The organism is Porphyromonas sp. oral taxon 275 (assembly GCF_018127745.1).
Taxonomy (GTDB): Bacteria; Bacteroidota; Bacteroidia; order Bacteroidales; family Porphyromonadaceae; genus Porphyromonas.
Genome location: NZ_CP072333.1, coordinates 2,011,576 through 2,036,168, shown reverse-complemented (window position 1 = coordinate 2,036,168; position 24,593 = coordinate 2,011,576). Strand labels below are relative to the sequence as shown.

Below are 24,593 nucleotides of genomic sequence, written 5' to 3'. Positions count from 1 at the left end.
GTAGGGGAGGCAGCACTAGGGGGCGCTACTCGCGTACAGGAGCGGCCCAGAGGAGCTTGCGCCTCAGGGTATCGGCGAAGGAGTGGGGACTGAGGTGCATGACCTGCAGCTGGCGTGTGGACTTGCGTATGCGCACCTTCGTCCCGCAGGGCAGGATGCGTGCCTGCCCATCGAGCACGAGCATATAGCTATTGTTGCGCGCGCGTACGCTGAGCTCCAGATCCGTAGCCTCGGGCACGACGAGCGGGCGCATCGTCAGCGAGTGCGGGGCTATGGGCGTCAGGAGCATACAGCGCGAGCCTGGCATCATCAAGGGGCCACCTGCCCCGAGGGAATAGGCCGTAGAGCCCGAGGGTGTGGCGATAATCAGCCCGTCGCAGTCGTAGTCCGCGAGGAAGTCATCGCCCAGCATGGTGTGGATGGTGATCATCGAGCCCGTCTCACGCTTGAGGAGGGCGACCTCATTGAGCACGTCGCCCTGGCACTGACCGTCCACCTCGACCGAGAGCAGCATACGCGTCTCCAGCGTGTAGTCCTCGGTGAAGAGACGCTCCATCAGCGGCAGTGCCTCGGTGATCCCGCGGTCGGTGAGGAAGCCGAGGCGTCCCATATTGAGCCCCAACACGGGGATCTCCTGGGCGAAGACACGGCGGGCAGCCCTCAGGAAGGTACCATCGCCGCCAAGGCTCAGCACAAAGTCTACATCTAGTGGAGTGGGGTAGGGAGGCAGGTGCCCTGCCAGTCGGGGCTCTAGACCGAACTGCTCGCGCAGCATCGTCTCGAAGCTCGGATCCAGGTACAGCCGCACGTCCGGTCTGTCAAGGACAGCCAGCAGCTCGGCAAGGTGCGCAGCGTGACCGTCCAGGTGCTGCGAGGCGATGAGTGCTATCTTGTACATAGTCCATCTGGGAGGCCCTTCGGCTAGACGGCGCTAGCTAGAGAAAGCCGTATCTTTGTCCCGCTTAGGTCTCGATGAGACCTATTATCTACTACAAATATATATAAGTTAGACATATGACACAGCTAAGTGTGAACATCAACAAGGTGGCGACCCTGCGCAACGCGCGTGGGGGCAATGTCCCCGACCTCCTACAGGTGGCGCGGGACTGCGAGCGCTTCGGCGCCCAGGGGATCACCGTACATCCCCGCCCCGACGAGCGTCACATACGCTACCGCGATGTCTACGAGCTGCGGGAGATCGTGACCACTGAGTTCAACATCGAGGGTAATCCTAGCCCCGAGTTCATGCGCCTGGTGGAGCAGGTACGCCCGCATCAGGTGACGCTCGTGCCCGATGCGCCCGACGCCCTGACCAGCGACGCAGGCTGGGATGTCGCCGCCCATCGTGACTTCCTCAGCGATATCCTCGCCGCCCTCCACGAGTGGGGCATACGCTCCTCCATCTTCGTCGGCACGGATCTGGAGAACCTCGATGAGGCCGCACGCCTGGGTACCCAGCGCGTCGAGCTCTACACCGAGCCCTATGCACGCCTCTACCCCGAGGACAGGGCAGCCGCCGTCGCCCCCTTCGCCCGCGCTGCGGTACACGCTACCAGCCTCGGCCTCGGGCTGAACGCTGGGCATGACCTCAGCCTCGAGAACCTCCGCTACTTCTCCGAGCAGCTGCCTCAGCTGGCCGAGGTCTCCATAGGCCATGCCCTCATCTCCGACGCGCTCTACCTCGGCCTCGAGGAGACGATCCGCCGCTACCGCGCCTGCCTCGTCCGCTAGCCGCCGCCCTTCCTCCAGCACTCTAGATGCCCACTGGGCACGCTGCCCCGAGCAAGCCGCAGCAGCACCTCGAGACGCCTCGGACGAAGCCCCTATATAAGGAGCAGCGAGCTGACAGCTAAGGGGGAGGGAGCAAAGTAATATAAGAATGGGGAGAAAGTAATATAACTTTCAGCGAAAAGTAATAGAATATTCGTCAGAAAGTAATATAATATTCTCCGAAAAGTTATATAAGAAATACGAGCCCGCCTAGCCCCTCACGCCGCTGCCCCCCTACAGAGACACTGCCCCGAGCCCGCTAGGCCTGCTCCGAGACTTGTCCTAAAGCGATAGGACAGCCCTTCATCCAAGCTCTCCGCACAGACAAGGCACAGCACGCCTAGGCACGTGCGAACCAACTAGACTACTCATACCAAGCAAGCAATATGGCCGCTATCAAATGTATCGGCGTACTGACCTCGGGAGGTGATGCCCCCGGGATGAACGCCGCCATCCGCTCTGTCACGCGCACCGCCATCTACCACGGCATACGCGTCAAGGCAATTTACCGAGGCTTCAAGGGCCTCATCACGCAGGAGATCGAGGACTTCGAGACGCAGCACGTGAGCAACATCATCCAGCGCGGAGGGACGATCCTCAAGACCGCCCGCTGCCAGGAGTTCCGCAACGCAGAGGGGCGTGCCCAGGCCTACCAGACGATGAAGGCACACGGCATCGACGCCCTCGTAGTCATCGGCGGCGACGGCTCGCTCTCAGGCGCTCGCGAGCTGGCCGAGGAGTGGGACGTGCCCATTGTCGGGCTGCCTGCCACCATCGACAACGATCTCTACGGCACCGACCTCACCATAGGCTACGATACGGCGCTCAATACCATCGTCACTGCTGTGGACAAGATACGCGACACAGCTAGCTCCCACGAGCGCCTCTTCTTCGTCGAGGTCATGGGACGCGAGGCGGGCTTCCTTGCCCTCAACGGCGCCATCGCCACGGGCTCCGAGGCCGCCATCATCCCCGAATACGCCTTCGAGAAGGACCAGCTGGCGGAGACCATAGAGAATGGCTTCCGCAAGACCAAGAACAGCAGCATCGTCCTCGTCAGCGAGAGCGAGAGCACCGGCGGGGCGATGAAGGTCGCCGAGCGTGTGGAGAAGGAGTACCCACAGTTCGACGTGCGCGTCGTCATCCTCGGGCACATCCAGCGCGGGGGCTCGCCCAGCGCTCAGGACCGCATCATCGCCAGCCGCATGGGCGTCGCTGCCATCGAGGCTCTGATGGAGGGCCAGCGCAACGTGATGATAGGCATCGTCAACGACGCCCTCGTCTACGTACCCTTCTCCAAGGCGGTGAAGAAGAACAAGCCCATAGACGAAGACCTCGTTGAAGACCTCCGCATCCTCTCTATATAGGACGCTGAGGCAGCGCCTAGGTGCCTGGTACGACCGCGAGGCCCGCGACCTACCCTGGCGCCGCGACGTGTCGGCCTACCACGTGCTCCTCTCGGAGGTCATCCTCCAGCAGACGCGCGTGGACCAGGGGATGAGCTACTACCATCGCTTCACCGAGGCCTTCCCCACGGTCTACGACCTGGCGGCCGCCAGCGAGGACGAGGTGCTGCTGCTGTGGCAGGGACTGGGCTATTACTCCCGCGGACGCAACCTCAGGCGCGCCGCCCAGATCATCGTCTCGGACTTCGGAGGCGAGCTGCCACGCACGCTCGAGGAGCTCAGCCGTCTGCCCGGGGTCGGGCCCTACACGCGTGGGGCAATACTCTCCTTTGCCTACAACCTGCCCTTCCCGACGGTGGATGGCAATGTGTACCGCGTCCTCAGCCGTCTCTTCGCCCTCACCGATCCCATAGATACGGGCGCAGGGCAGCGCGTCTACTGGCAGCTAGCCGAGGAACTGCTGGATCGCGAGCATCCCAGTCGGCACAACCAGGCCCTCATCGAGCTCGGCGCCCTCTGCTGCACGCCACGCAATCCCCATTGCCCCGAGTGCCCCGTCCAGGAGCAGTGCGAGGGCTACCGCCGAGGGATAGCCGAGACGCTGCCCATCAAGCAGGGCAAGACGCGCGTCCGTCCCCGCTATATGTACTACTTCCTCGTGCGCCTCGGGGAGGCTGGGGCGACCAGCCGCCTCCTACGGCGTCGCGGTGCGGGCGACATCTGGCAGGGGCTCTACGAGCTGCCGCTCATCGAGGGCGGCGAAGAGCCCCTGAGCACGGAGACGCTCTTGGCGCACCCGCGTCTCTCTGCGCTCCTCGGGCAGCTACGTGCGCCGCGCCTTCATCCCCAGCCTCGTGCCAGAGCTAAGCACCGCCTCTCGCACCAGCAGCTCTATGCCGAGCTCTACCTCATCGAGGCCGAGGGGCTCATGCCTCCCACCGAAGAGGACGAGCAGCCCTGGCTCCTGATCCCCGAGGCCGAGCAAGAGCGCTACGCCATGCCCGTACTCCTTACGCGCCTCCTCGAGGAGGCTGAGGACTAAGCCTTCCCCCTAGTATATCTCATGGACAAGCAAGCCATCTACGACTACCTCCAGGAGCGTCACATAGACTACCAGCTGACTGAGCACGCCGCGGCGCACAGCATGACGACGCTCTCCGAGCTAGGCCTCCCACATCCCGAGGCCATGGCCAAGAACATCTTCGTACGCGACGATAGGCACGAGCGCTTCTACCTCATCACCCTGCGCGGGGACAAACGAGTAAAGCTCAACAAGTTCAAACGACTCTACGGCACGCGTACCCTGACCTTCGCCAGCGAGGAGGAGCTGGAGCGCATCCTTGGCCTCAAGGCGGGCTCCGTCTCGCCTCTGGGGCTACTCCACGACGCGACGCACCAGGTGGAGCTCTATCTCGACAACGAGTACGCAGCCGAGGGTGCCCTCATCGGGATACATCCCTGCGACAATACGGCGACGCTCTGTCTCCCCGTCCGCAGCCTCGTCGAGCTGCTGCGCGCCGAGGGCAAGGGCATACACTTTGTCGATGCCGCCCAGCTGTGGTAGCCTAGATCGGAGCACCGCCTCGAGGCATCCCGAGCTGCGCGCGGAGGCTGCTTCAAGAAAATTGACTATCTTTGTCACTCAAATTGTGCAGCATAGAACAGTAAGAACTAAATATATTTAGACACAGAGATGAAAAGAACGTTCCAGCCCTCGAACCGCAAGAGAAAGAACAAGCACGGCTTCCGTGCACGTATGGCTACGGCTAACGGCCGCCGTGTGCTCGCAGCACGTCGCGCTAAGGGTCGCGCTAAGCTCAGCGTTTCGGACGAGTACTAGTCGACTCGGCAGCATGCCCTAGGGCATGCACCTAGATATCAAGCGGGAGGTGAGTCAGTGGCTCACCTCCCGCTCTTTTTGTACCCCTCGGGCAGCGCTACGAAGGAGCTCAAAGAACAGGGAGCGTAAAGGGAAGGTGAGCTGAGAGGAGCGCTAGATGACGCTCGAAATAGGGTAGTGCAGCGCTCAAACAAGGGTGAGACGGCGAGCAGATCAGGGAGGGCAAAGGCCCGAGAGGGAGTAGGGGAGATCTTTCGTACCTTTGCCGTCAAGCGACGGAGACAAGCCCCAGCCTGGCCTATATATACTGAGAAACACGATGCCAGACGGGGCTGAGGAACCTTCGCCCTATGTACTTCATTTATTCACCTTTATTACTCACTACATCTATGAGTACCAGTAAGCTCCTCCAGAGGAAGCTCGCGCGTGACTGCGAGCTAGAGTTCCGCGTGTACAGCTTCCGCGAGCTCGCCTCCCTCTACTTCCCCCACTACCAGCCCTCCAGTGCTAGCCGTGCGCTCAGACAGCTCATCACGCACGACGCCCTCTTCAAGCGGCAGCTCCAGTGCCGAGGCTTCAGCCTGACGCGCCGCAAGATCTCGCCCTACCAGATCGAGGTCGTACTGCAGCAGCTCGGGACACCCCGCGAGTTCTACGAGATCCAGCGGGCGAACTCCCCCTACTAGCACACTAAGCCTCCACGGCTAAGTCAGCCCAAAGAAAAGACCAGCGGGACAGTGCCGCGTCATACGACGCAGCGCTGTCCCGCTTCTTTATTGAGGAGGCTAAGGACGGGGGCTAAGGGCAGGGCACACTGGGGGCGAAGTGCAGGCCCATACGCCGTATGAGCTCCAGATCCTCGTCCGCCAGCTCCAGCTGCTCTATGGGCACGCACTCGTAGCGGTCGTTAAGGTAGTAGCGCTGCCCCGCCTTGAAGGCACGGTTCACCAGCGACTTAGTCTCCTGGCGGTAGCGTGTCGTGACGCCCGCGACATCCAGTAGGGTGTGGAAGACGGCGTTGGTCGAGGCAGGCTGATGCTGATTGGACAGCGCGGCGCGCCATACCAGCGGGTAGTGCTCCCTATAGCTGGGCGAGGTCCACAGCACGAGCGGTACGTGCAGCTGGTAGTAGGAGATGTCGGGCGAGGAGTGCAGGAAGCGCTCGCGACTGTCGTCGTACACATCCTCCCCGTGGTCGGAGACATAGAGCATCGCAGCCAGGCGGTCCTGCTGCCCGAGGCGTGCGATGACCTCGGCGACGAAGTGGTCGGTCTGGCGCACGGCATTGTCGTAGGCAGCCCGTAGGCTTAGGCTATCACCCTCACTGCCCGAATAGCGCTTGCCGACGGGGAAGGCAGCCTCCTCTGCGGGATAGCGGTCTCTGTAGCTGAAGTGCGCCCCGTAGGTGTGCAGGACGATGAAGAGCTTGGGGTGCTCACTGGAGAGTAGGCGATCCAGATAGGGGAGCATGTCTCTATCGTAGAGCCGCCCGGGACGCTGCCCCTTGCGCTGCTGTAGCTTCCTATCCTTACGCAGCGAATGGTATTCATCCCCCTGCATGGCGAAGAAGTCCACATAGCTGTGATTGCCGGGCTGATTCGTCACGTAGGCGGTGTAGAAGCCTGCCTCACGGAAGGCCGTCAGTATGCCCTGTATGCGCGGCAGCTGGTCGGCAGCCTCGGCATCAGCAGGGGAGAGGATGATGGGGATACTCTTGTAGGTGGTGTTGGACTGGGTCAAGACGTCGCGATAGACGCTCAGCTGCCCGCTCCCAGCGAGGCTGTCCAGGCGTGGTGTCGTGGGGCGACCGTAGCCGTAGAGGCTCCAGCTGTAGGCGCGATTGGTCTCTCCGAGGACAAGGACGTAGACCTCACGCTCGTCCTTAGGGTGCTTGCTCGTGGCTCCGTAGCTGAAGTCCTCCGAGCTGTAGCCGTAGTGGATGACTTCGCTGAGCTTCTTCGTCGCTAGGTACATGTTGTAGAAGACGCTCATCGGATAGACCTCAGCGCGCAGGTGGAGGTAAGGCGCGCGACGCTTCGCCCCCACCCAGATGGGCAGCGCCAGCAGTAGTAGCCCCAGTCCCCAGAGGCTCACACGGCGGCGGAAGCTGGGCGGGAGCGGCCGCGGATTGCGTGCCGAGGCGGTAGCCAGCAGCAGCGTCAGGACATAGCCCCCGAGGATGCCCGAGATGGGTAGGAGGATGTTGGAGAGGAGTTCGCCCGCCTCATCGGGCTCGGAGGTGAAGAGGTTGAGGATCATATCCACCGCTACCACCGAGCCGCTGAAGATCGTCAGGAGCACGAGCTGGAAGACGTGCAGGAGGATCAGCACCACCAGGCCCCAATAGATGCGCCCAGGGCGCTTGGCTAGCGCTAGCAGCAGCATGTAGATGGGCAGCATGACCAGCACGTTGAGGATGCGCCCCACGCTGGACTGCTGCATGACGATGGAGAGGACGAGGTTGGGCACCAGCAGCGCCAGCACGAGGATCCAGTAGTAGATGCGCTGGTCGCCTGCGCTGATGAAGGCCTTGAGGCGGCTGTAGAGCCGTGCGATCTGTCTAGTCATGGTGGTAAGGCTCGCCGCGTAGGATGGTCTGTGCCCTATAGAGCTGCTCCAGGGCGAAGAGGCGCACCATCTGATGCGAGAAGGTCATCTTGCTCAGCCCTACGAGTCCCTGAGCGCGGGCATAGACCTCCTCGGAGAAGCCGTAGGGCCCGCCGATGGCGAGGATCAGGCGGCGCTCGCCCGAGATCATCACCTGCTCGATGCGCTGGGTGAAGGTGCGGCTGGTGAGCTGGTCACCGCGCTCGTCGAAGAGCCAAAGGCGATCGCCTGGCTGCACCTGCCTGAGCAGCTCGCGCCCCTCCTCCACGCACTGCTGCGCCTCGCCGAGGCGACCTCGCTTGAGGTCGGGGATCACCTTGAGCTCGAAGGGGAGGTAATGCTTGAGCCGTGCCGCGTAGTGCTGCATCAGCTCCTCGATGTGCTTGCTATCGGTCTTGCCTACGACTAGGAGGATGAGCTGCATAGGGGGAGGCGGGTGGATGAAGGGTCTGAGAATAAAGGAAGAGCGTATGCTGTAGCCCACGGACGGGGCACAGCATACGCTCGCTTACTTTGATCTAGCTAGGTTCGCTCAAGGGCGGAGGGGCTAGAAGGGTAGGTCGTCGGCTGCCGAGACAGGCGCTGCAGGCTGTGCAGGTGCCGCGGGCTGAGCGGGAGGCTGGGGCGCGGCATAGCTAGCAGCAGCGGGAGCTACTACGCCAGGGGCGGCGACGCCCTGCACGACATTCCAGGCGCGGATGCTGGTGTACCAGCGCCCGTTGAACTCGCGGCTCTCGATGTCGATCGATACCGTGACGTCCTGCCCGATCTGCATGGGGAACTTGTCTACGTTGTCCCCGAAGAGCTCGAAGCATACCTTGCGGGGGTACTGCGTGCCGAGGGTCTCGAGGATGTATTCCTGTACCTTCCAGGGGTTGCCTGCCTTAGACGTCCCCGTACGAAGGGGGAGGATTTGGACGATTCTTCCTACTAATTCCATGAGGAGTATTATGTGATGAGTGTGATTACTTAGGTGGGAGGGGAGGGATCCGCTTGCTCTAGCGGGGGCGGAAGCCTATGATGTGGCGCACCTCGTCGATGGTGCGTGCAGCCGATTCGCGGGCCTTCTCCGCGCCGAGACGGGCCACACGTGCCAGCAGCTCCTTATCCCCACTGATGTCGAGGATACGCTCGCGGATGGGGGCGCAGAAGGCATTGATATCGGCGGCCAGCTGCTTCTTCATATCCCCGTAGCGGATGGCGCAGTCCTTGTAGAGCGCGTCGTAGTGCTGGTAGACCTCGGGCGTGGAGACGATCTCCATCAGGGTGAAGAGGTTCTGTATCGCCTCGGGCTTCTCGCTGTTGGGCTCGGTGGGGCCGCTGTCGGTGACGGCGCGCATGACCTTCTTGGATATGGTCTTCTCGTCGTCGATGAGGTAGATAGCGTTGCCCTCACTCTTACCCATCTTGCCCGAGCCATCGAGGCCAGGGACCTTGAGCGCCTTAGCCCCGAGGCTGAAGGACTGCGGCTCGGTGAAGAAGTCCACGCCGTAGATGGTGTTGAAGCGGCGGGCGAACTTGCGCGCCATCTCCATGTTCTGCTCCTGATCCTTGCCTACGGGCACCTTGACTGCCTTGTGCATGAGGATGTCGGCCGCCATGAGGGAGGGGTAGGTCAAGAGCCCCGCATTGACGTTGTCGGGCTGCTGGCGGGCCTTGTCCTTGAAGGAGGTCGTACGCTCCAGCTCCCCGAGGTAGGCGTTCATATTGAGGTAGAGGTAGAGCTCCAGCACCTCACGCACATCGCTCTGCACGTAGATGGTCGCCTGCTCGGGATCGATGCCGCAGGCGAGGTACTCGGCTAGGATCGTATTGGTCGAGCGTATGATGTCATCGGGATGGGGGTGGGTCGTCAGCGAGTGCCAGTCTGCGATGAAGAAGTAGCAATTGTACTGCTGCTGCATCTCGACGAAGGCGCGTACAGCACCGAAGTAATTACCTAGATGTAGGTTGCCTGTCGGGCGGATACCACTAACGACTGTTTCCATTGGATTCCCTTGATTAAATGAATACGACGAAGGACGGGCAGAGGGCTCCCTTAGCCCTTGCGTGCAATGATCTCGATCTCAACGAGCCCGTTCTTGGGCAGCGTCTTGACAGCGACTGCGGAGCGGGCGGGGAAGCTGCCCGTGAACTGGCGCTCGTAGACAGCATTCATTGCTGCGAAGTCGCCCATATCGGCCAGGAAACAAGTCGTCTTGACCACATCATCAATCGTCATGCCTGCCTCAGCGAGGATGGCATGGATGTTACGGAAGCTCTGCTCCGTCTGTGCCGTGATCCCCTCGGGGAAGTCACCCGTGCTGGGGTCGATGCCGAGCTGCCCGGAGGCATAGAGCGTATCGTCGAGGAGTACAGCCTGGCTGTAGGGACCGATGGCGGCAGGCGCCTTGTCCGTGGCGATGATCTTCTTCATTGCTGTATCTTGTTACTATAGGTGTACAAAGATACGCAATTCAGCCCGACTGCTGGGCGCCCGAGCTCCCAGCCTCTAGGAGCGAGGGCAGGCAGCAGCCAACTGGGCTTGCTCCTGCCGCCAGTCACGGCACTGCGCCCTATACCTAGGGGTGCTGACTGATATCCATCAGCCCGCTGAAGGCTATCCCTCGGCGGCCTGACTGGTAGCCCTCAGACCTCTGATGGGTATCAGTCACGGAAGGGCAGCCCTAGCGGTAGCACGCCGCGCGCCCTTCGTGGGGCTTTGTCCCCATCTATATAAAGGAAAAGAGATAGCAGACTGAAGGAGAAAGAACAGCGCGCTAAAGGCAAAAAGACAGCGCTCCCCCTGCTAGCGAAGCTGCTAGTCGGGGGAGCGCTGTCCTTAGAGGGGTGGAGCCTGCCGAAGAGCTGGGGAGGCGAGGCTTAGCAGTAGAGGAGGGGAAGGCTAGGAGCGGGCGAAGACGAGCTCCTCGAGGGCGTAGGCGACGCCGTCCTCGTTATTGGTGCATGTGACGTAGCTCGCCACGGCCTTGATGTCCTCGGGGGCATTGCCCATGGCGACACTCGTCCCCGCTAGGCGTAGCATGCCGAGGTCATTGTAGTTATCCCCCATGGCGATGAGCGCCTCGGGCGTGAGCCCCAGCAGCTCCAGCAGGCGCCCAAGCGTGGCGCCCTTGTCAATGCCCTTAGGCACAAGCTCGAGGAAGAAATCGCTGGAGCGGAAGGCGTCGATACGCTCACCGAGCAGTGCCTTCGCCTCGGCCTCGAGGGGGATGAGCTTATCCTTGGGCCCGACGGCCAGACACTTGGGCAGCTTCAGCGCCGAGAGGGCACGGAAGTCGGGCACGACCTCCAGCGCCATGCCCGTGATGTCGATCTCCTTGACCGCGTAGGGGTCGTCGGAGCGCTCGCTGAGGATGGTATCCTCGGTGTAGGAGAGGATGTTGAGATCGTAGCGCTGCGTGAGATCATAGAGCTGGGGGATAAGGTCAGCATCCAGCACGGTCTCGCTGAGCACCTCGCCCGTGGCGGCTGCGATGAGCTTGCCGCCGTTGAAGGGCAGCAGGTAGCCGCCGTAGGTCTTCAGCTCCAGCTCCGCCGCTAGATGCCCCAGCGCGGCTGTAGGGCGGCCCGAAGCTAGGGCAATGCGTATATCATAGTCGCGCTGGGCGCGGATGAGGGCGCTACGTACGGGCTCGGTCAGCACGTGCTGGCTGGTGATGAGGGTACCGTCGATGTCTAGTGCTAGTATTCTCATAATTGTATCGGCTGTGGGCTCACTCTGCGACGAGGGCGGGGGCTTATCCCCGTCCTTATTATTTTTATAGTCTTAGAGTAATTAGATCTTATTTCTCTTTATCTACTATGTATATTATACGCCGTGGACAGGTGGGTAAGCCTCCAAGCGCTTTTCCAGTTCGCTCCGCCCCTCCTCAGGCTTATCCCTAGGCTTGAGGGAGCTTGCCCACAGACTGCCCACAGGGCTAAGGCCCTTAGCTAGAGCTGCCCGATGGCTTAGTCTGGAGCTTCATCCACGCCTTGGGGAGGCTTGGGCCTCCTTTTAGGCGAAGGCCCTAAGTGTACAGCTGGTGTATAGCTCGGGGGCTTATCTACAGGGGGGCGAAGGCAGGGGGAGGGGGGCTCGAAGTCGTCCACGAGTGCCCCTAGATTTATCCCTCGCTTATCCTCGGGCTATCCCCAGCTTATCCCAGGGATGTACACGGCTGAGGCGAGGGGCTAGCGCTGCTGCTGGAGCTGCTCGAGGAGCGCACGGGCGGCACGTGGGGCCGAGTAGCTGCGGCCGAGCCGTGCGCTGAGCTCGGCGAAGGCCTCCAGCTGTGCCCGACGGGCGGGCTGCCCCTCCTCGAGGAGCTCCAGCTGGTGGCGGAGCGTGGCTGCGCTGAGCTTATCCCCTAGGAGCTCAGGCACGGCTAGGCGGTCGAGGATGAGGTTGACCAGCGAGACGTAGCGCACGCGGAAGCAGTGCTCGAAGATCCAGCGCAGCGCCCTGCGTCCGCCCATGCCGTAGCATACCACGAGCGGGCAGCCCGCGAGCGCCGTCTCTAGCGTGGCCGTCCCCGAGGTGACAGCTGCGCGTGCGGCACGGCGCATCAGTCCGTAGCTATCCCCCCAGACGAGTTCCACCTGGGGATAAGCACTGAGGTAAGGGGCGTAGTCCGCCTCCGTCATCCCGGGCGCGGCGGCTAGGGCCACGCGTCCACCGGCCTCGAGGTGCGCCTCAGCGGCCTGGAGCATCAGGGGGAGGTTCTCCCGTAGCTCGGCCTTACGGCTGCCGGGGAGGAGTGCCAGGAGGTCAGCCTCGCGCGCTATAGGCTCGGGGTGCTCGGCCTCATAGCTCAGCTGGGCATCGACGCAAGGATTGCCCACGTAGCTCACCGAGAGGCCCTGCTGGCGGAAGTAGTCCACCTCGAAGGGCAGGATCGAGAGGGCGTGGCTGAGGTAGCGGCGGAGCTGCTTGATACGCCCAGCACGCCAGGCCCAGAGCTTGGGCAGGATGTAGTAGACGCTGGGAATAGCTAGCTCCTGGGCCAGCGGGAGGATGTAGCGGATGTTGAAGTCGGCGAAGTCCACCGGGATGACCACATCGGGGGCGAAGGCACGCAGGGCCTCCTGCACGCGCTCGGCGCGTCGGCGTATGGTGCGGTAGTTCTTCAGGACGCTCACCACGCCCATGAAGGCTACTTCTCGGTAGTGGACGACGGGAGGAATGCCTGCGGCCGCAGCCATCTTATCCCCACCCATAAAGGCAAACGAAGCCTCTGGATCCTCGGCCTTCAGAGCTCGGATGAGCGCTGAGGCATGTAGGTCTCCAGAGGCTTCGCCTGCGACTAGGAAGTAGCGCATGCTGGGGCTTCGTCTAGGTCACGGAGCTAGCCAGCAGCCTGCTGCGCCAGCTGGTCGAGGTGGTCGATCCAGCCGTGGTTGGTCGTGTCGAGCTGCAGCGGGGTGAGCGTCGCCCAGCCCTCACGCAGCCAGTACCAGTCCCCTCGGTCCTCGCTAGAGGCGGGGCGCTGGTGGCCTGTCATCCAGTAGATATCCTTGCCCCTACCATCCTGGCTGGGGACGAACTCCTCAACGAACTTCCCCACGCTCTGCGCGCAGACCTTCAGCCCCTGGGGCTTGGTCTTGGGTACATTGAGCGAGAGCATGGTGTGCGGAGGCAGCTGGATACGCTGCATGAGCTGGACGACCTGCTGCGTGTAGACGATGCTATCGGCGAAGTCAGGCGACCACGCCGTGTCATCCAGCGATACGGCCAGCGAGGGAATGCCGTAGATGCAGCCCTCACGGGCAGCACCGATCGTCCCCGAGTAGCCTACGCAGATGCCCTCATTGCTGCCGTGATTGATCCCCGAGATGATGAGGTCGGGGCGTGTGTCGGCAAAGAGCGTGTTCAGCGCTAGCTTGACGCAGTCCACGGGCGTACCCTCGCAGCTGTAGATGCGTAGGCGTCCCTCGGTCTTACGATGCTTGAGGCGCAGGGGCTGGGTCGTAGTGATCGCACCTGAGAAGCCCGATCGCGGGCCGTCAGGGGCGACGATGGTCACATCGCCGAGGTGGAGGAGGGACTGGGCCAGCTCCTGTATGCCTGCGGCGCGGAAGCCATCGTCATTGGAAAGCAATAGATGCATAGATGGGATATACTCTGATGGGCGCCTCCCTTACAGAGGCGTGCTGATCTCCTCGAGCTTGATATGGAAGAAGAGGCTCGAGTAGGAGGGGATGTAGCGCGTGATCGCCGAGCCATAGCCCAGATACCAGGGGATGACGACGGAGACCTCGTCCCCGACCTTGAGGCTCTGCAGGGCGTACTTGAAGCCATCTATATAGCTGTTGACGCGGCTGTAGTCGTTGATGACGGGCTGATCCCAGTTGCCCTGATCGACGGGCTGGGCGCTACGGGAGTTCGACGTCCAGTCGCTGGTCAGGTAGCCGCGGTAGCGTACCTTGACGGCGTCATTCTGCGCCGGGGTCACGGTGCCCGTGCCGCGCTTCTGCCACTTGATGTAGACATAGCTGTCGGCATAGTTGCCAGGCAGGTGTACCTTCTCGTAGCCTGCACTGTCGGCAAAGGAGAGGAAGTTACGCTCGTTGGTGGCGCGGCGCTCCTGTGCCGTGTCGATGGTGTCGCTACAGCTAGCGAGGCCACAGCTGGCCACTAGGGCGAGCAGGGCAAGGATCTGAGCCTTCATAGGTGTCGGGACTAGAGGGTGAGGAATGGGTAGTGGGGGCCTTAGATGCGGCGCAGTAGGCTCTTCAGCGAGGTAGCCTCGTAGAGCACGCGGCTGAGCTCACTGATGGCGATGCGCTCCTGCTGCATCGTGTCGCGGTGACGGAGCGTCACGGTGCCGTCCTCCATCGTCTGGTGGTCTACCGTCACGCAGAAGGGCGTACCGATGGCATCCTGGCGGCGGTAGCGCTTGCCGATGGAGTCCTTCTCGTCGAGCTGGCAGTTGAAGTCAAACTTCAGCTCGTCGTAGATCTCCTGTGCCTTCGTGTCGAGGCCGTCCTTACGCACCAGGGGCAGGATGGCGAGCTTGACGGGGGCTAGGGCTGCTGGGAGACGCAGCACGCTGCGCTTCTCTCCGCCCTCCAGTGCCTCCTCCTCGTAGCTGCCGCACATCAGGCTGAGGAACATACGGTCCACCCCGATGGAGGTCTCGATGACATAGGGCGTGTAGCTCTCGCCCAGCTCGGGGTCGAAGTACTGCATCTTCTTGCCGCTGAACTCCTCGTGGCGCTTCAGGTCGAAGTCCGTACGGCTGTGGATACCCTCCACCTCCTTGAAGCCGAAGGGCATCTCGAACTCGATGTCGGTGGCAGCATTGGCGTAGTGCGCCAGCTTCTCGTGGTCGTGGTAGCGGTACTTCTGGTCGCCGAGGCCGAGAGCCTTGTGCCAGCGCAGGCGCAGCTCCTTCCAGTACTCGAACCACTTGAGCTCCTCGCCTGGGCGAACGAAGAACTGCATCTCCATCTGCTCAAACTCGCGCATGCGGAAGATGAACTGGCGGGCGACGATCTCATTGCGGAAGGCCTTCCCGATCTGGGCGATACCGAAGGGCACCTTCATGCGGCCGGTCTTCTGCACGTTAAGGAAGTTCACGAAGATCCCCTGTGCCGTCTCGGGACGCAGGTAGACCTTCATCGCGCCCTCAGCCGTGGAGCCCATCTCGGTGGCGAACATAAGGTTGAACTGACGTACCTCCGTCCAGTTGCGCGTACCACTGATGGGACAGACGATCTCCGTATCAATGATGATCTGGCGAAGACCCTCGAGGTCGGTAGCGTTCATCGCCTCAGCGAAGCGCGTGTGGATCTCGTCCCACTTGGACTGGTACTCGAGCACGCGGCCATTGGTAGAGCGGAACTGTGCTTCGTCGAAGCTGTCGCCGAACTTCTTGGCCGCCTTGGCTACCTCCTTATTGATCTTCTCCTCGATCTTCGCTAGGTGGTCCTCGATGAGGACATCAGCGCGGTAGCGCTTCTTCGAGTCCTTGTTGTCGATGAGGGGATCATTGAAGGCGTCGACGTGACCAGAGGCCTTCCAGATCTTGGGGTGCATGAAGATCGCGGAGTCGATCCCCACGACGTTGGGCGCCAGGAGGGTCATAGCCTCCCACCAGTAGCGCTTGATGTTATTCTTGAGTTCGCTCCCCAGCTGACCGTAGTCATAGACAGCGCCGAGGCCGTCATAGATCTCAGAGGAGGGGAAGACGAAGCCGTATTCCTTACAGTGGGCGATTACCTTCTTGAAGAGGTCTTCTTGCTGTGCCATCGATGATGCTCTGTATACTGATATATATTATTGTAGACTGCAAAAATACGCAATCTCTACCACTGCGCCACTCCGCGCCTCTGGTAGCGTGTGCGTCGGGGCAGTAGATATGACCTGCACCCCAATGCTCGAGGAGACCAGCATTGGGGTGCAGCTAGAGGATAGGGCAGGGTAGAGCTGCTCTTTTTTGTGGAGCTGCTCGGCTCCTAATATAGAACGTGTCGCCCAGCCTTATCGTGTCCAGCGCTACCTACGCCGATAGGATGGGGACAAGTAGGGGGAGGAGCGGTGTGGGGGAGAGGAGGGGCGGAGGGCAGCGGAGGCCTTAGCCCTTCTTGAGGAACTCGGCGCGTAGGACCATGACGGAGCCATCGACCTTGCCCTCGACCTCGTCGGGGCTGTCGGTGAGGCGGATGCTCTTGACCTTGGTACCCTGCTTGATGACCATGGAGGAGCCGCGTACCTTGAGGTCCTTGATGACGGTCACGGCGTCGCCATCAGCGAGCGGCGTGCCGTTGCTATCCTTGCATACTTGGGCAGCCGTGGAGCTGGACAGCGCCTCGACGTCGAACTCGCTGGAACAGTCGGGGCACACGTAGGTCGTGCCGTCAAAGTAGATGTGCGGGCCGCCGCATTCGGGGCAGAGGGGATATTCGTTCATCGTCGTTGCTTACTTAGGGTGATGGATCAGTTACCTGCCGCGCTGTCTGTCTGCCGCGGCGGGCTCGGTGCAAAGATAGTCCTTATCCCGCGGTATGCTCCCCCTCCAGCTCGCGGAGCATGCGCTCGAGCCAGTAGATGAGTATGCCGCAGTAGGGGATCAGTTCGCCGTAGCGATCGCGTGCCGTGACGCGCTCGAGGAGCTTCGTGAGGATGCTGCGCTGCCTATGGCGAGAGGAATGTGGGGGTAAGAGCTGCTGCAGCTCGTCTAGGAGCGTGTAGAGCGCCTCCTGACGGTTGTGACGGAGCTTGCTCGTATTGAGGTTCAGGATGCGATCCAGCTCCTCGTCCCACTCGGGATTGGAGGAGTGTATGCTGCAGCCCTCCGATCCGTAGCTGAGGCTAGCGATGCAGGCGGGGTCGAGGGGCGAGCAGGTGAGGCGGCGGGCAGCCTTGGAGGAGTCGCAGTGCAGCGAGCGTCGCCCGCGGAAGGGATCGGGCTCGTCGCGCTCGCCACCGTAGCAGCAGCCTAGGAGGTTGTCGTAGTCCAGCTCCAGCTCGGGGTGGATGGCCTGGCTGTCGATGTGCTCCACCTTCATCTCCCCGGCGTCGATACGGCCCATGCAGTAGGCGCAGAGGTAGCCTTGGTCGCGCAGCAGGCCTTGCTTGAGGCTCTTCTTGGCCTTGTGCGAGAGCTCGCTGTAGCGTGCGTCGGGCTGGCGGCAATAGGCTGCGAAGCCCTTGGGCGGTGGAGACTTCTTGATGTATATCATAGTCGGGGGGGGTGCTGCATGAGCCTCAGAAGGGTGTCGGCACGGGTAAGCTCCTTCAGCTCGCCGCCTGGGAAGGCCTGGCGCAGTCGCTGCAGCAGCTCGCGTGCCTTCTGGTAGTCGCCTGCGTCTATAGCGTGGAAGAGCTCGGCCAGCTGGCTACTCACCTCATGGCTACGGGGCGCGAGCTCCCAGAGGCGCTCCACGAGCGTGGAGATGTCGAGGCCGTAGGTCGTAGCCTCCTCGAGCGAATACTCGGCCTCACTGCTGCAGCGCAGGCGGTAGACGATATTCGTCCCATCGCTCTGCACGCCACTCATCACCATAGGCGCATGGGTCGAGACGATGAACTGCAGGGCGGGGAAGCAGCGATGCAGCACCGGGAGGATCTCGGCCTGTAGTCTCGGGTGTAGGTGCATGTCGATCTCGTCGATGATCACCGTGCCCGTGATGTGGCGGCAGGTCTCATCGCCGTAGATAGGATAGTCCAGCAGGTAGCTGCGCATCACCAGATCCAGGCTCATCGAGATGATGCGCTTGTAACCCTCGGAGAGGAAGGCCGTCGGGATCTCCCTCCCGTCGGGCGTGACGAAGACCACCTCCCGCTTGATGGGGCGTATCAGCATGTCGTAGAAGAGGCCACAGCCCTCCACTCCTAGGATCTTGAGCATCTGGCGGCGCACGAAGCCGAGCTCGCTGTGCTCGGGATCACGCTCCGCTAGCACCAGCAGCCGGTGCACCCAGTAGCGCAGGAAGCCGTCGCCCTCGAGGCACTCTAGGTAGCCGAGGGAGAACTTGCTCGTCGTCTTGCTGAAGGGCTGCAGGCTGAGCTTGCGATTGGAGTGGATATCCTCTACCGAGTAATAGGCGAAGAGGGGCAGTGGGTAGCGCTGCCGTGCGGCCTCGCGGTCGTAGTAGTGGCTCTGTAGCCATTGGGCGTAGCTGCGGTAGGCCTTGAAGCCACCCGTCAGGGCGCGGCGGTTCTTGGTGCTTCGCTTCTCCAGCACTTGCTCGCCTAGAGGGCCTTGCTCCTCTAGGTACTCGGGGCTGAGGCGCTGGATGAGGTCGCTGGGGTCAAAGCTGATGGAGATGGGCTGCTCGTCGAGCTGCTTGCCCCTCTGGAACTCCTGCTGGAAGTCGTCGTCGCCGAAGCTCAGCCACTTGGTGTACTCGTCGCTGAAGCCCGCGAAGAAGGAACTCAGCATGTACTGACAAGCCCTGAGCAGCGAAGTCTTGCCGCTGGCGTTGTCCCCGACGAAGAGGTTGATCCCGGGCTTGAGCTCGAGCCTGAGGTCGCTGTAGCAGCGGAAGTGCTGGAGGTGTATGGAGCGCATAGGAGCTAAGTATCAGTGTGACATCTACCCCAAAGATAGCTATTCGCCTGCTAGCTCCGCCGCCCCGCTGCTGTCCATAAGGGGAGGAATGATCTCCAGAGAGCTAGATACACCCTATGCTGTTGTGTTCATAGAGGATAAGCATAAGCTCTGTTCCTCCTCGCTATAGTGTCATAGAGGATAAGCATAAGTTCTGTCCCTCCTCGCTGTTGTGTTGATAGAGGATAAGCATAAGTTCTATTCCTCCTCGCTATCGTGTCCATAGAGGATAAGCATAGGTTCTGTTCCTCCTCTCTATCGTGTTCGTAGAGGATAAGTCTAAGTTCTGTTTCTCTTCGTCTGTGGGCAAACGGAGTGTAAAGCCCCAGCGGGGCGATTCAATCAAAGCCCAGGGTGCGTAGCCCTGCAAGGGCGACCAAACCCTGGGTAGGTCATCAAGTCAAAGTACAAAGCCCTACAGGGGCGACCCTAAAGATAAATAGGTGCTCCAAGTCGCGGCGCTCCGATCGCCTTGAGGGTCGCACTTACAGCGCTCCATTAGGATTATTTTGCTTGACCCAGGGTTTGGTCGCCCTTTCAGGGCTACGCACCCTGGGCTTTGATTGGGTCGCCCCGTTGGGGCTTTCTCCTCTGCTTGTAGTCCAAAGGGTGTGGAACAGGCCTGAGCTATCTCCATAGAAGCAGATGTACCCTATGCTATTGTGTTGATAGAGGATAAGTATAGGTTATGTTTCTCTTCGTCTGTGCGCAAGCGGAGTGTAAAGCCCCAGCGGGGCGATTCAATCAAAGCCCAGGGTGCGTAGCCCTGCAAGGGCGACCAAACCCTGGGTAGGGCATCAAGTCAAAGGACAAAGCCCTACAGGGGCGACCCTAAAGATAAATAGGTGCTCCAAGTCGCGGTGCTCTGGTCGCCTTGAGGGTCGCACTTACAGCGCTCCATTAGTATTATTTTGCTTGACCCAGGGTTTGGTCGCCCTTGCAGGGCTACGCACCCTGGGCTTTGATTGGGTCGCCCCGTTGGGGCTTCCTCTTCCGCTTGTAGTCTAGAGGGTGTGGTAAAGGCCTGAGCTATCTCCATAGAAGCAGATGTACCCTATGCTATTGTGTTGATAGAGGATAAGCATAAGTTCTATTCCTCTTCGTCTGTGGGCAAACGGAGTGGAAAGCTCCAGCGGGGCTTTGATTATGGGTCGCCTCGCTGGGGCTTCCTCTTCCGCTTGTAGTCTAGAGGGTGTAGGGAAGTCCTGAGCTATCTGTTTCGAGTTGGTCTTGGAGCGTATTAAGCCAGCCTTGGAGTGTATGAAGATGGAGGTAACAAGACTGGATTAGTTTGCTCACGTAAGGTAGTTGCTGGCGTAAGCTAAGGCCCTTGGCGAGCGCACATAAGGCAGTGGGCGAAGGAAGATTATAGGCTTAGTGGGAGAAGTAATATAATATGGCGGAAAAAGTAATATAAGTTCCCGCAAATTATTATATAATATCTCCCGAATTATTATATAACTTTTCGGAGAAAGTAATATAACTTTTGTCAGATTATTATATAATATTCTGCGGAAAGTTATATAATATTTTGGGAGAACTTATATTACTTTTCCCGAGAAGTATTATTACTTTGCTCGCCGACATCAGGCACTTTGCTCGCGGAGTGTAGGATGTGAGCTCGCCGAGGCAAGTCACTCGGCTCGCTCGGATAGGGAACTAAGCTCGCCTGGACAGGGAACTAAGCTCGCTCGCCTTGGGCTGTTTGCGCTCTAAGCCAGGGAACTGCGCGCGCGGGCCTTGGGCTAGGAGCGGAAAAAGGAGCGCCCCCAAGTCGTCGCGGTGGACGGCTTGGGGGCGCGGTATATAGCTTGCTTGAGTCCGCGCGGGACTAAGGGCTAAGGGAGTCGGAAGGCTTACTTCAGCGTACCTGCCTTAGCAGCCTCGATCATCGCCTTGCTGGGGAGGATGTAGACCTCTACGCGGCGGTTAGCCTGACGGCCAGCAGCGGTACCGTTGTCTGCGATGGGGCTGTGGCTGCCCTCGCCAATGGCCTGCATGCGGCTGGAGGATACGCCCTGAGCAGCGAGGAAGCTCTGCACGCTGGTAGCACGCTTGAGGGAGAGGGGGTCGTTGATCTTGTCGCTACCCGTGTTGTCGGTGTGGCCGACGATCTTGATCTCGGTGTCGGGGTTCTCCTTGAGGCTAACGGCCAGGTTGCGGAGCTCAGTCTGCGAGCTGGTGGAGAGGCTAGCGGAGTTGGTGGCGAAGAGGATACCGCTGTCGAAGGTCACACGGATGGCCTGACCGTCATTGACGCTCTCGACCTTAGCTGTCTTCATCTTCTCCTCGAGCTCACGCTTCTGCTTGTCCATCTTGTTACCGATAAGGGTACCCGCGGTGCCACCTACGACGCCACCGATGGCTGCACCGAGGCCGGTATTCCCGAGGACACGACCTACACCAGCGCCGATGATAGCACCAGCACCAGCGCCAATACCAGCGCCCTTGACTGCATTGCTTAGGCCGCAGCTAGAGAGGACGAGGCCCCCAGCGAGCAGCGAAGCGATCATTACATTCTTCTTCATCTTGTTCTTGATCTATATTAGTAGTTGGTAGAATAACGGGCGAAGGCTAGGATTGCGTACGCCCTGAATAATACTTCATGAATTGGAGGCGCTCGAAGAGGCTCGGGTCCGAGACGGAGGCATAGCTGAGGCGACCGCGGAATTCGTCCACGCTCTGATAGCCATGATCCATCATCCAGCGCCCGAGGCCCGTCAGCGAGTCCTTGATGATGGAGGGCCCGTGCTTGTAGACCGCCGTGCACATCTGCGCCACATCGGCCCCTGCCAGGAGGATCTTCGTCAGCTCCTGCCAGCCGTAGATGCCCGTTGAGGCAGCGAGCTCGACACCGGGCACGACGCCACGGATGAGCCCTGTGAAGCGTAGGGTCTCGGCAAAGTCCCCCGCGTGGGAGAAGACATCCCCGCCGACGATCTGCTCACGCTCCAGGTCGATGTCCAGCTGGTAGCTGCGGTTGAAGAGCGTGACGGCCGTAGCCCCCGCCGCACGTAGCTTGTCCACCAGTGTGGGCAGCGCCGTATGGTGGCGCGAGAGCTTGATGATGAGCGGTAGACCCACAGCACGCAGGCGGCGAACGATCTCCAGATACAGCTCCTCACCCGCTACAGGGTCGTAGAAGCGCGAGGTCTCCAGGCGCATGATGTTCACCTCGAGGGCATCGGCACCAGCTTCCTTGAGCTTCTGGGCGAAGTCCGTCCAGCTCTCCAGCCCCGAGCAGTTGATGGAGGCGATGATGGGCACCGATAGCTCGGCCTTGGCGCGGCGCAGGAGCTCGAGGTATTCGTCCACGGCCTCTACACGGGTGTAGGAGGCGATGTAGTCGGCGGCCTCGGGATACTCGTTGTGCGCCAGCAGATGCCCCGTGTGCATGAGGATCTGCTCCTCGAAGAGACTCTTGAGGATGACCGCACCAGCGCCAGCCTCGACTAAGGCCTTGGTACGATCGATGCTGCGTGTCAGGCCCGAGCTACTCAGGATGAGCGGACTCGAGAGCTGCAGCCCAGCGAAGGTCGTCTGTAGATTAACCATAGTATAGTGTAGTCAAGTGTTAGGGTGCATCGGTGACAGGCGGCACGTAGCCCTCGGCGGGCTGGACGGGACGGCCGATGAGGGTCGCTGCCGTAGCCGACTCGACGAGGACCTGGGCGTACTGCCCTACGCGGTAGCCTTGCTTGTCGAAGACGACGACCTTATTCTGCTGCGTGCGGCCGAAGAGCTGCTCGTGGCTGCGCTTACTGAAGCCCTCGATCAGTACCTCCACGGTCTTGCCCACGTCCCGAAGGTTGCTCTCCAGCGAGAGCTGCGTCTGGAGGTCGATCATCTCCTGTAGGCGGCGGATCTTCGTCTCCTCGCTGATGTTGTCCACGAGGTACTTGGCAGCGTAGGTGCCTGGACGCTCGGAGTACTTAAACATAAAGGAGTTGTCGTAGCCCACCTCACGCATCAGGCTCAGCGTGTCCTGGAAGTCCTCCTCTGTCTCGTCGTGGAAGCCGCAGAAGAGGTCTGAGGTGATGGCGCAGTCGGGCATAGCGCGGCGTATGGCTGCCACGCGCTCGAGATACCAGGCGCGGGTATAGTTGCGCTTCATCAGCTTGAGGATGCGGTCATTACCCGACTGGGCGGGTAGGTGGATGTGCTTGCAGATGTTGGGGTACTTCGCCATTACGGCGATGGCCTTGTCATCCATATCCTTGGGGTGGGGCGAGGTGAAGCGGATGCGTATGCCGGGTACGGCCAGCGCCACCTGCTCCATCAGGTCGCCGAAGTCGTAGACCTTGTCGCCATCGACGTAGCGGTAGGAGTTGACGTTCTGTCCCAGCAGGGTGATCTCGCGATAGCCCTTCTCCTCTAGGTCCTTGACCTCACGGATGATGCTCTCCAGCTCGCGGCTGCGCTCGCGACCACGGGTATAGGGGACGATGCAGTAGGAGCAGAAGTTATTGCAGCCACGCATGATGGAGACGAAGCCCGAGATATGGACGCCGCCCAGCTTGAGCGGCATGACATCCTTATAGGTCTCGTTGGTGGAGAGCTTTACGTTGATGGCCTTCTCACCGCGCTCCACGGCTCCGATGAGGTTCGGCAGGTCGAGGTAGCTATCTGGGCCGACGACGAGGTCTACCTTATGCTTCTCGATGAGCTCCTCCTTGGCGCGCTCGGCCATGCAGCCGAGGACGCCGATGGTGATGCGGCGGCGCTTCTTGCGGCGTATGGAGTGGTAGTAGGCGATGCGATTGAGCACCTTCTGCTCGGCGTTGTCACGCACCGAGCAGGTGTTGAGGAATATGGCGTCCGCTAGCTCGGGATCCTCTGTGAGGTGGTATCCATCCATTTGCATGATGGAGGCCACGACCTCGCTGTCGGCCACGTTCATCTGGCAGCCGTAGGTCTCGATATAGACGCGCTTAGGAGCGAGTGACAGGTCGGATTTAGAGTCCGGTGTCAGGGGTCGGTTCATAAGGGATTAATAGTAAGTTCGTTCAAGCTGTCTGTCCGCCCACCCGCGGGCCGCACTTGCTGCGGTGTCAGCGGTGTGCTGGGGCGGTCTTTCCTTTGTTCGATATTATTGCTACCTTTGTGTTGAAAAAGTAATTTTTCATAGTTAAGGTTTTGGTTAATAGGTTGGAGCTGGCTGGGAAGTCAGCTCCGCTTTTTTTATACCCGTACCAAAGACCTTATGCCTATGATCCCTTAGCTTCCTCATTTAGTAGCTGGGCAGCCACTCGCTGCCCTGTCTGGGGGGCGTACTCCCCTAGGGGGCGTCGCCTATGCGTAGGAAGTGATAGCCCTCGTCGAGGAGCCAGCGCACGGCCCGAGGCATAGCCTCCCGCATATTCTTCTCAGCCTTCAGCGAGTCGTGAAAGACGATGATCGAGCCGTTGCGTGCGTAGCGCTTGACGTTGGAGAGTACCTCCTCGGGCGTGAGCCGTGCATTGTAGTCGCGCGTGACGACGTCCCACATGATGATCTCGAAGCTGTGGCTGAGCTCGATATTCTGCCTGAAGCGCAGGTGCCCATGCGGGGGGCGGAAGTAGCGCGAATGGATGAGCTCGTGCGCGGCATGCACATCCTCCATATAGCTGCGCGTGCCGTGGTAGAGTCCCTGGATATGGTGGTAGGTGTGGTTGCCTACCTGGTGACCTCGACGCTTGATCTCCTCGAAGAGCTCGGGCCACTTGCGCACGTTGTCCGCCACGCAGAAGAAGGTAGCCTTCACCCCCAGTCGGTCGAGCTCGTCCAGCACCCAAGGCGTCACCTCGGGGATAGGGCCGTCGTCGAAGGTCAGGTAAATGCTCCTCCCCGAGATCGCTGGTATGCGCCAGCGAGCCCCGGGGACGAGCATGCGGTACCACATAGGTACGCGGCAGAGGAGACGCTCCAGCATGGTGCTGTACTCTGGTGCTG

24 protein-coding genes are annotated in these 24,593 nt (G+C 60.8%); 6 read left to right on the top strand and 18 right to left on the bottom strand.

Annotated elements, in window-relative coordinates:
* Window positions 1-25: 25 nt before the first annotated feature.
* Window positions 26-898, bottom strand: coding sequence for an NAD(+)/NADH kinase (locus J4862_RS08210; RefSeq protein WP_211788616.1), 873 nt, complete (start codon window positions 896-898; stop codon window positions 26-28).
* A 116-nt stretch (window positions 899-1,014) separates the two neighbouring features.
* On the opposite strand from J4862_RS08210, the gene J4862_RS08205 reads away from it, so the two are divergent.
* The 6 genes from J4862_RS08205 to J4862_RS08180 all read left to right on the top strand — a co-directional run bounded on the left by J4862_RS08205 (window position 1,015) and on the right by J4862_RS08180 (window position 5,702).
* A complete protein-coding gene (locus J4862_RS08205) occupies window positions 1,015-1,731 on the top strand; it encodes a pyridoxine 5'-phosphate synthase (protein ID WP_211788615.1) in 717 nt (238 codons plus the stop codon).
* Between the two features lie 425 nt (window positions 1,732-2,156).
* On the top strand, window positions 2,157-3,137 hold the full coding sequence (pfkA, locus tag J4862_RS08200; RefSeq protein WP_211788614.1) for a 6-phosphofructokinase: 981 nt from the start codon (window positions 2,157-2,159) through the stop codon (window positions 3,135-3,137).
* The gene (mutY, locus tag J4862_RS08195) at window positions 3,109-4,218 is read left to right on the top strand and encodes an A/G-specific adenine glycosylase (RefSeq protein ID WP_211788613.1); all 1,110 of its coding nucleotides are present in this window, start codon (window positions 3,109-3,111) and stop codon (window positions 4,216-4,218) included. The genes pfkA and mutY overlap by 29 nt, the downstream gene beginning before the upstream one ends.
* Window positions 4,219-4,239: 21 nt before the next feature.
* A complete protein-coding gene (locus tag J4862_RS08190) occupies window positions 4,240-4,740 on the top strand; it encodes a prolyl-tRNA synthetase associated domain-containing protein (protein WP_211788612.1) in 501 nt (166 codons plus the stop codon).
* A gap of 129 nt (window positions 4,741-4,869) precedes the next feature.
* On the top strand, window positions 4,870-5,016 hold the full coding sequence (rpmH, locus tag J4862_RS08185) for a 50S ribosomal protein L34 (RefSeq protein ID WP_009432805.1): 147 nt from the start codon (window positions 4,870-4,872) through the stop codon (window positions 5,014-5,016).
* 389 nt (window positions 5,017-5,405) lie between these two features.
* On the top strand, window positions 5,406-5,702 hold the full coding sequence (locus J4862_RS08180) for a DUF4248 domain-containing protein (protein ID WP_211788611.1): 297 nt from the start codon (window positions 5,406-5,408) through the stop codon (window positions 5,700-5,702).
* Between the two features lie 112 nt (window positions 5,703-5,814).
* Here the strand turns inward: J4862_RS08180 and J4862_RS08175 are convergent, their stop codons facing one another.
* The 17 genes from J4862_RS08175 to J4862_RS08095 form a co-directional block, all read right to left on the bottom strand.
* Window positions 5,815-7,584: a phosphoethanolamine transferase gene (locus tag J4862_RS08175; protein WP_211788610.1), complete on the bottom strand. Its 1,770-nt coding sequence runs from the start codon at window positions 7,582-7,584 to the stop codon at window positions 5,815-5,817.
* Entirely contained in the window at window positions 7,577-8,047 is a 471-nt protein-coding gene (rlmH, locus tag J4862_RS08170; RefSeq protein ID WP_211788609.1) for a 23S rRNA (pseudouridine(1915)-N(3))-methyltransferase RlmH, read from the bottom strand. Before rlmH ends, J4862_RS08175 begins: the two co-directional genes overlap by 8 nt.
* A 123-nt stretch (window positions 8,048-8,170) precedes the next feature.
* Window positions 8,171-8,563, bottom strand: a complete 393-nt coding sequence (locus tag J4862_RS08165) for a DUF3127 domain-containing protein (protein WP_211788608.1) — start codon at window positions 8,561-8,563, stop codon at window positions 8,171-8,173.
* Window positions 8,564-8,621: 58 nt separating this feature from the next.
* Complete coding sequence (trpS, locus tag J4862_RS08160) at window positions 8,622-9,611, bottom strand: tryptophan--tRNA ligase (RefSeq protein WP_211788607.1); 990 nt, start codon at window positions 9,609-9,611, stop codon at window positions 8,622-8,624.
* Between the two features lie 50 nt (window positions 9,612-9,661).
* Window positions 9,662-10,039, bottom strand: coding sequence for a RidA family protein (locus tag J4862_RS08155; RefSeq protein WP_211788606.1), 378 nt, complete (start codon window positions 10,037-10,039; stop codon window positions 9,662-9,664).
* A gap of 468 nt (window positions 10,040-10,507) precedes the next feature.
* A complete protein-coding gene (locus J4862_RS08150; RefSeq protein ID WP_211788605.1) occupies window positions 10,508-11,320 on the bottom strand; it encodes a Cof-type HAD-IIB family hydrolase in 813 nt (270 codons plus the stop codon).
* Window positions 11,321-11,799: 479 nt separating this feature from the next.
* Window positions 11,800-12,927, bottom strand: coding sequence for a lipid-A-disaccharide synthase (lpxB, locus tag J4862_RS08145; protein WP_211788604.1), 1,128 nt, complete (start codon window positions 12,925-12,927; stop codon window positions 11,800-11,802).
* Between the two features lie 26 nt (window positions 12,928-12,953).
* Complete coding sequence (gene surE / locus J4862_RS08140) at window positions 12,954-13,715, bottom strand: 5'/3'-nucleotidase SurE (RefSeq protein ID WP_211788603.1); 762 nt, start codon at window positions 13,713-13,715, stop codon at window positions 12,954-12,956.
* Between the two features lie 30 nt (window positions 13,716-13,745).
* On the bottom strand, window positions 13,746-14,276 hold the full coding sequence (locus J4862_RS08135) for an FKBP-type peptidyl-prolyl cis-trans isomerase (RefSeq protein WP_211788602.1): 531 nt from the start codon (window positions 14,274-14,276) through the stop codon (window positions 13,746-13,748).
* 41 nt (window positions 14,277-14,317) lie between these two features.
* Complete coding sequence (locus tag J4862_RS08130; RefSeq protein ID WP_211788601.1) at window positions 14,318-15,859, bottom strand: glycine--tRNA ligase; 1,542 nt, start codon at window positions 15,857-15,859, stop codon at window positions 14,318-14,320.
* Window positions 15,860-16,184: 325 nt separating this feature from the next.
* Complete coding sequence (locus tag J4862_RS08125) at window positions 16,185-16,520, bottom strand: zinc ribbon domain-containing protein YjdM (RefSeq protein WP_211788600.1); 336 nt, start codon at window positions 16,518-16,520, stop codon at window positions 16,185-16,187.
* A gap of 82 nt (window positions 16,521-16,602) precedes the next feature.
* Complete coding sequence (locus J4862_RS08120; protein ID WP_211788599.1) at window positions 16,603-17,292, bottom strand: retron system putative HNH endonuclease; 690 nt, start codon at window positions 17,290-17,292, stop codon at window positions 16,603-16,605.
* Window positions 17,289-18,623, bottom strand: coding sequence for an AAA family ATPase (locus J4862_RS08115; protein WP_211788598.1), 1,335 nt, complete (start codon window positions 18,621-18,623; stop codon window positions 17,289-17,291). Before J4862_RS08115 ends, J4862_RS08120 begins: the two co-directional genes overlap by 4 nt.
* Window positions 18,624-20,518: 1,895 nt before the next feature.
* On the bottom strand, window positions 20,519-21,190 hold the full coding sequence (locus J4862_RS08110; RefSeq protein ID WP_211788597.1) for an OmpA family protein: 672 nt from the start codon (window positions 21,188-21,190) through the stop codon (window positions 20,519-20,521).
* Window positions 21,191-21,236: 46 nt separating this feature from the next.
* A complete protein-coding gene (locus tag J4862_RS08105) occupies window positions 21,237-22,217 on the bottom strand; it encodes a dihydroorotate dehydrogenase-like protein (protein ID WP_211788596.1) in 981 nt (326 codons plus the stop codon).
* A gap of 19 nt (window positions 22,218-22,236) precedes the next feature.
* On the bottom strand, window positions 22,237-23,646 hold the full coding sequence (miaB, locus tag J4862_RS08100; RefSeq protein WP_211788595.1) for a tRNA (N6-isopentenyl adenosine(37)-C2)-methylthiotransferase MiaB: 1,410 nt from the start codon (window positions 23,644-23,646) through the stop codon (window positions 22,237-22,239).
* A gap of 294 nt (window positions 23,647-23,940) precedes the next feature.
* Entirely contained in the window at window positions 23,941-24,573 is a 633-nt protein-coding gene (locus J4862_RS08095) for a polysaccharide deacetylase family protein (RefSeq protein WP_211788594.1), read from the bottom strand.
* Window positions 24,574-24,593: the final 20 nt, after the last annotated feature.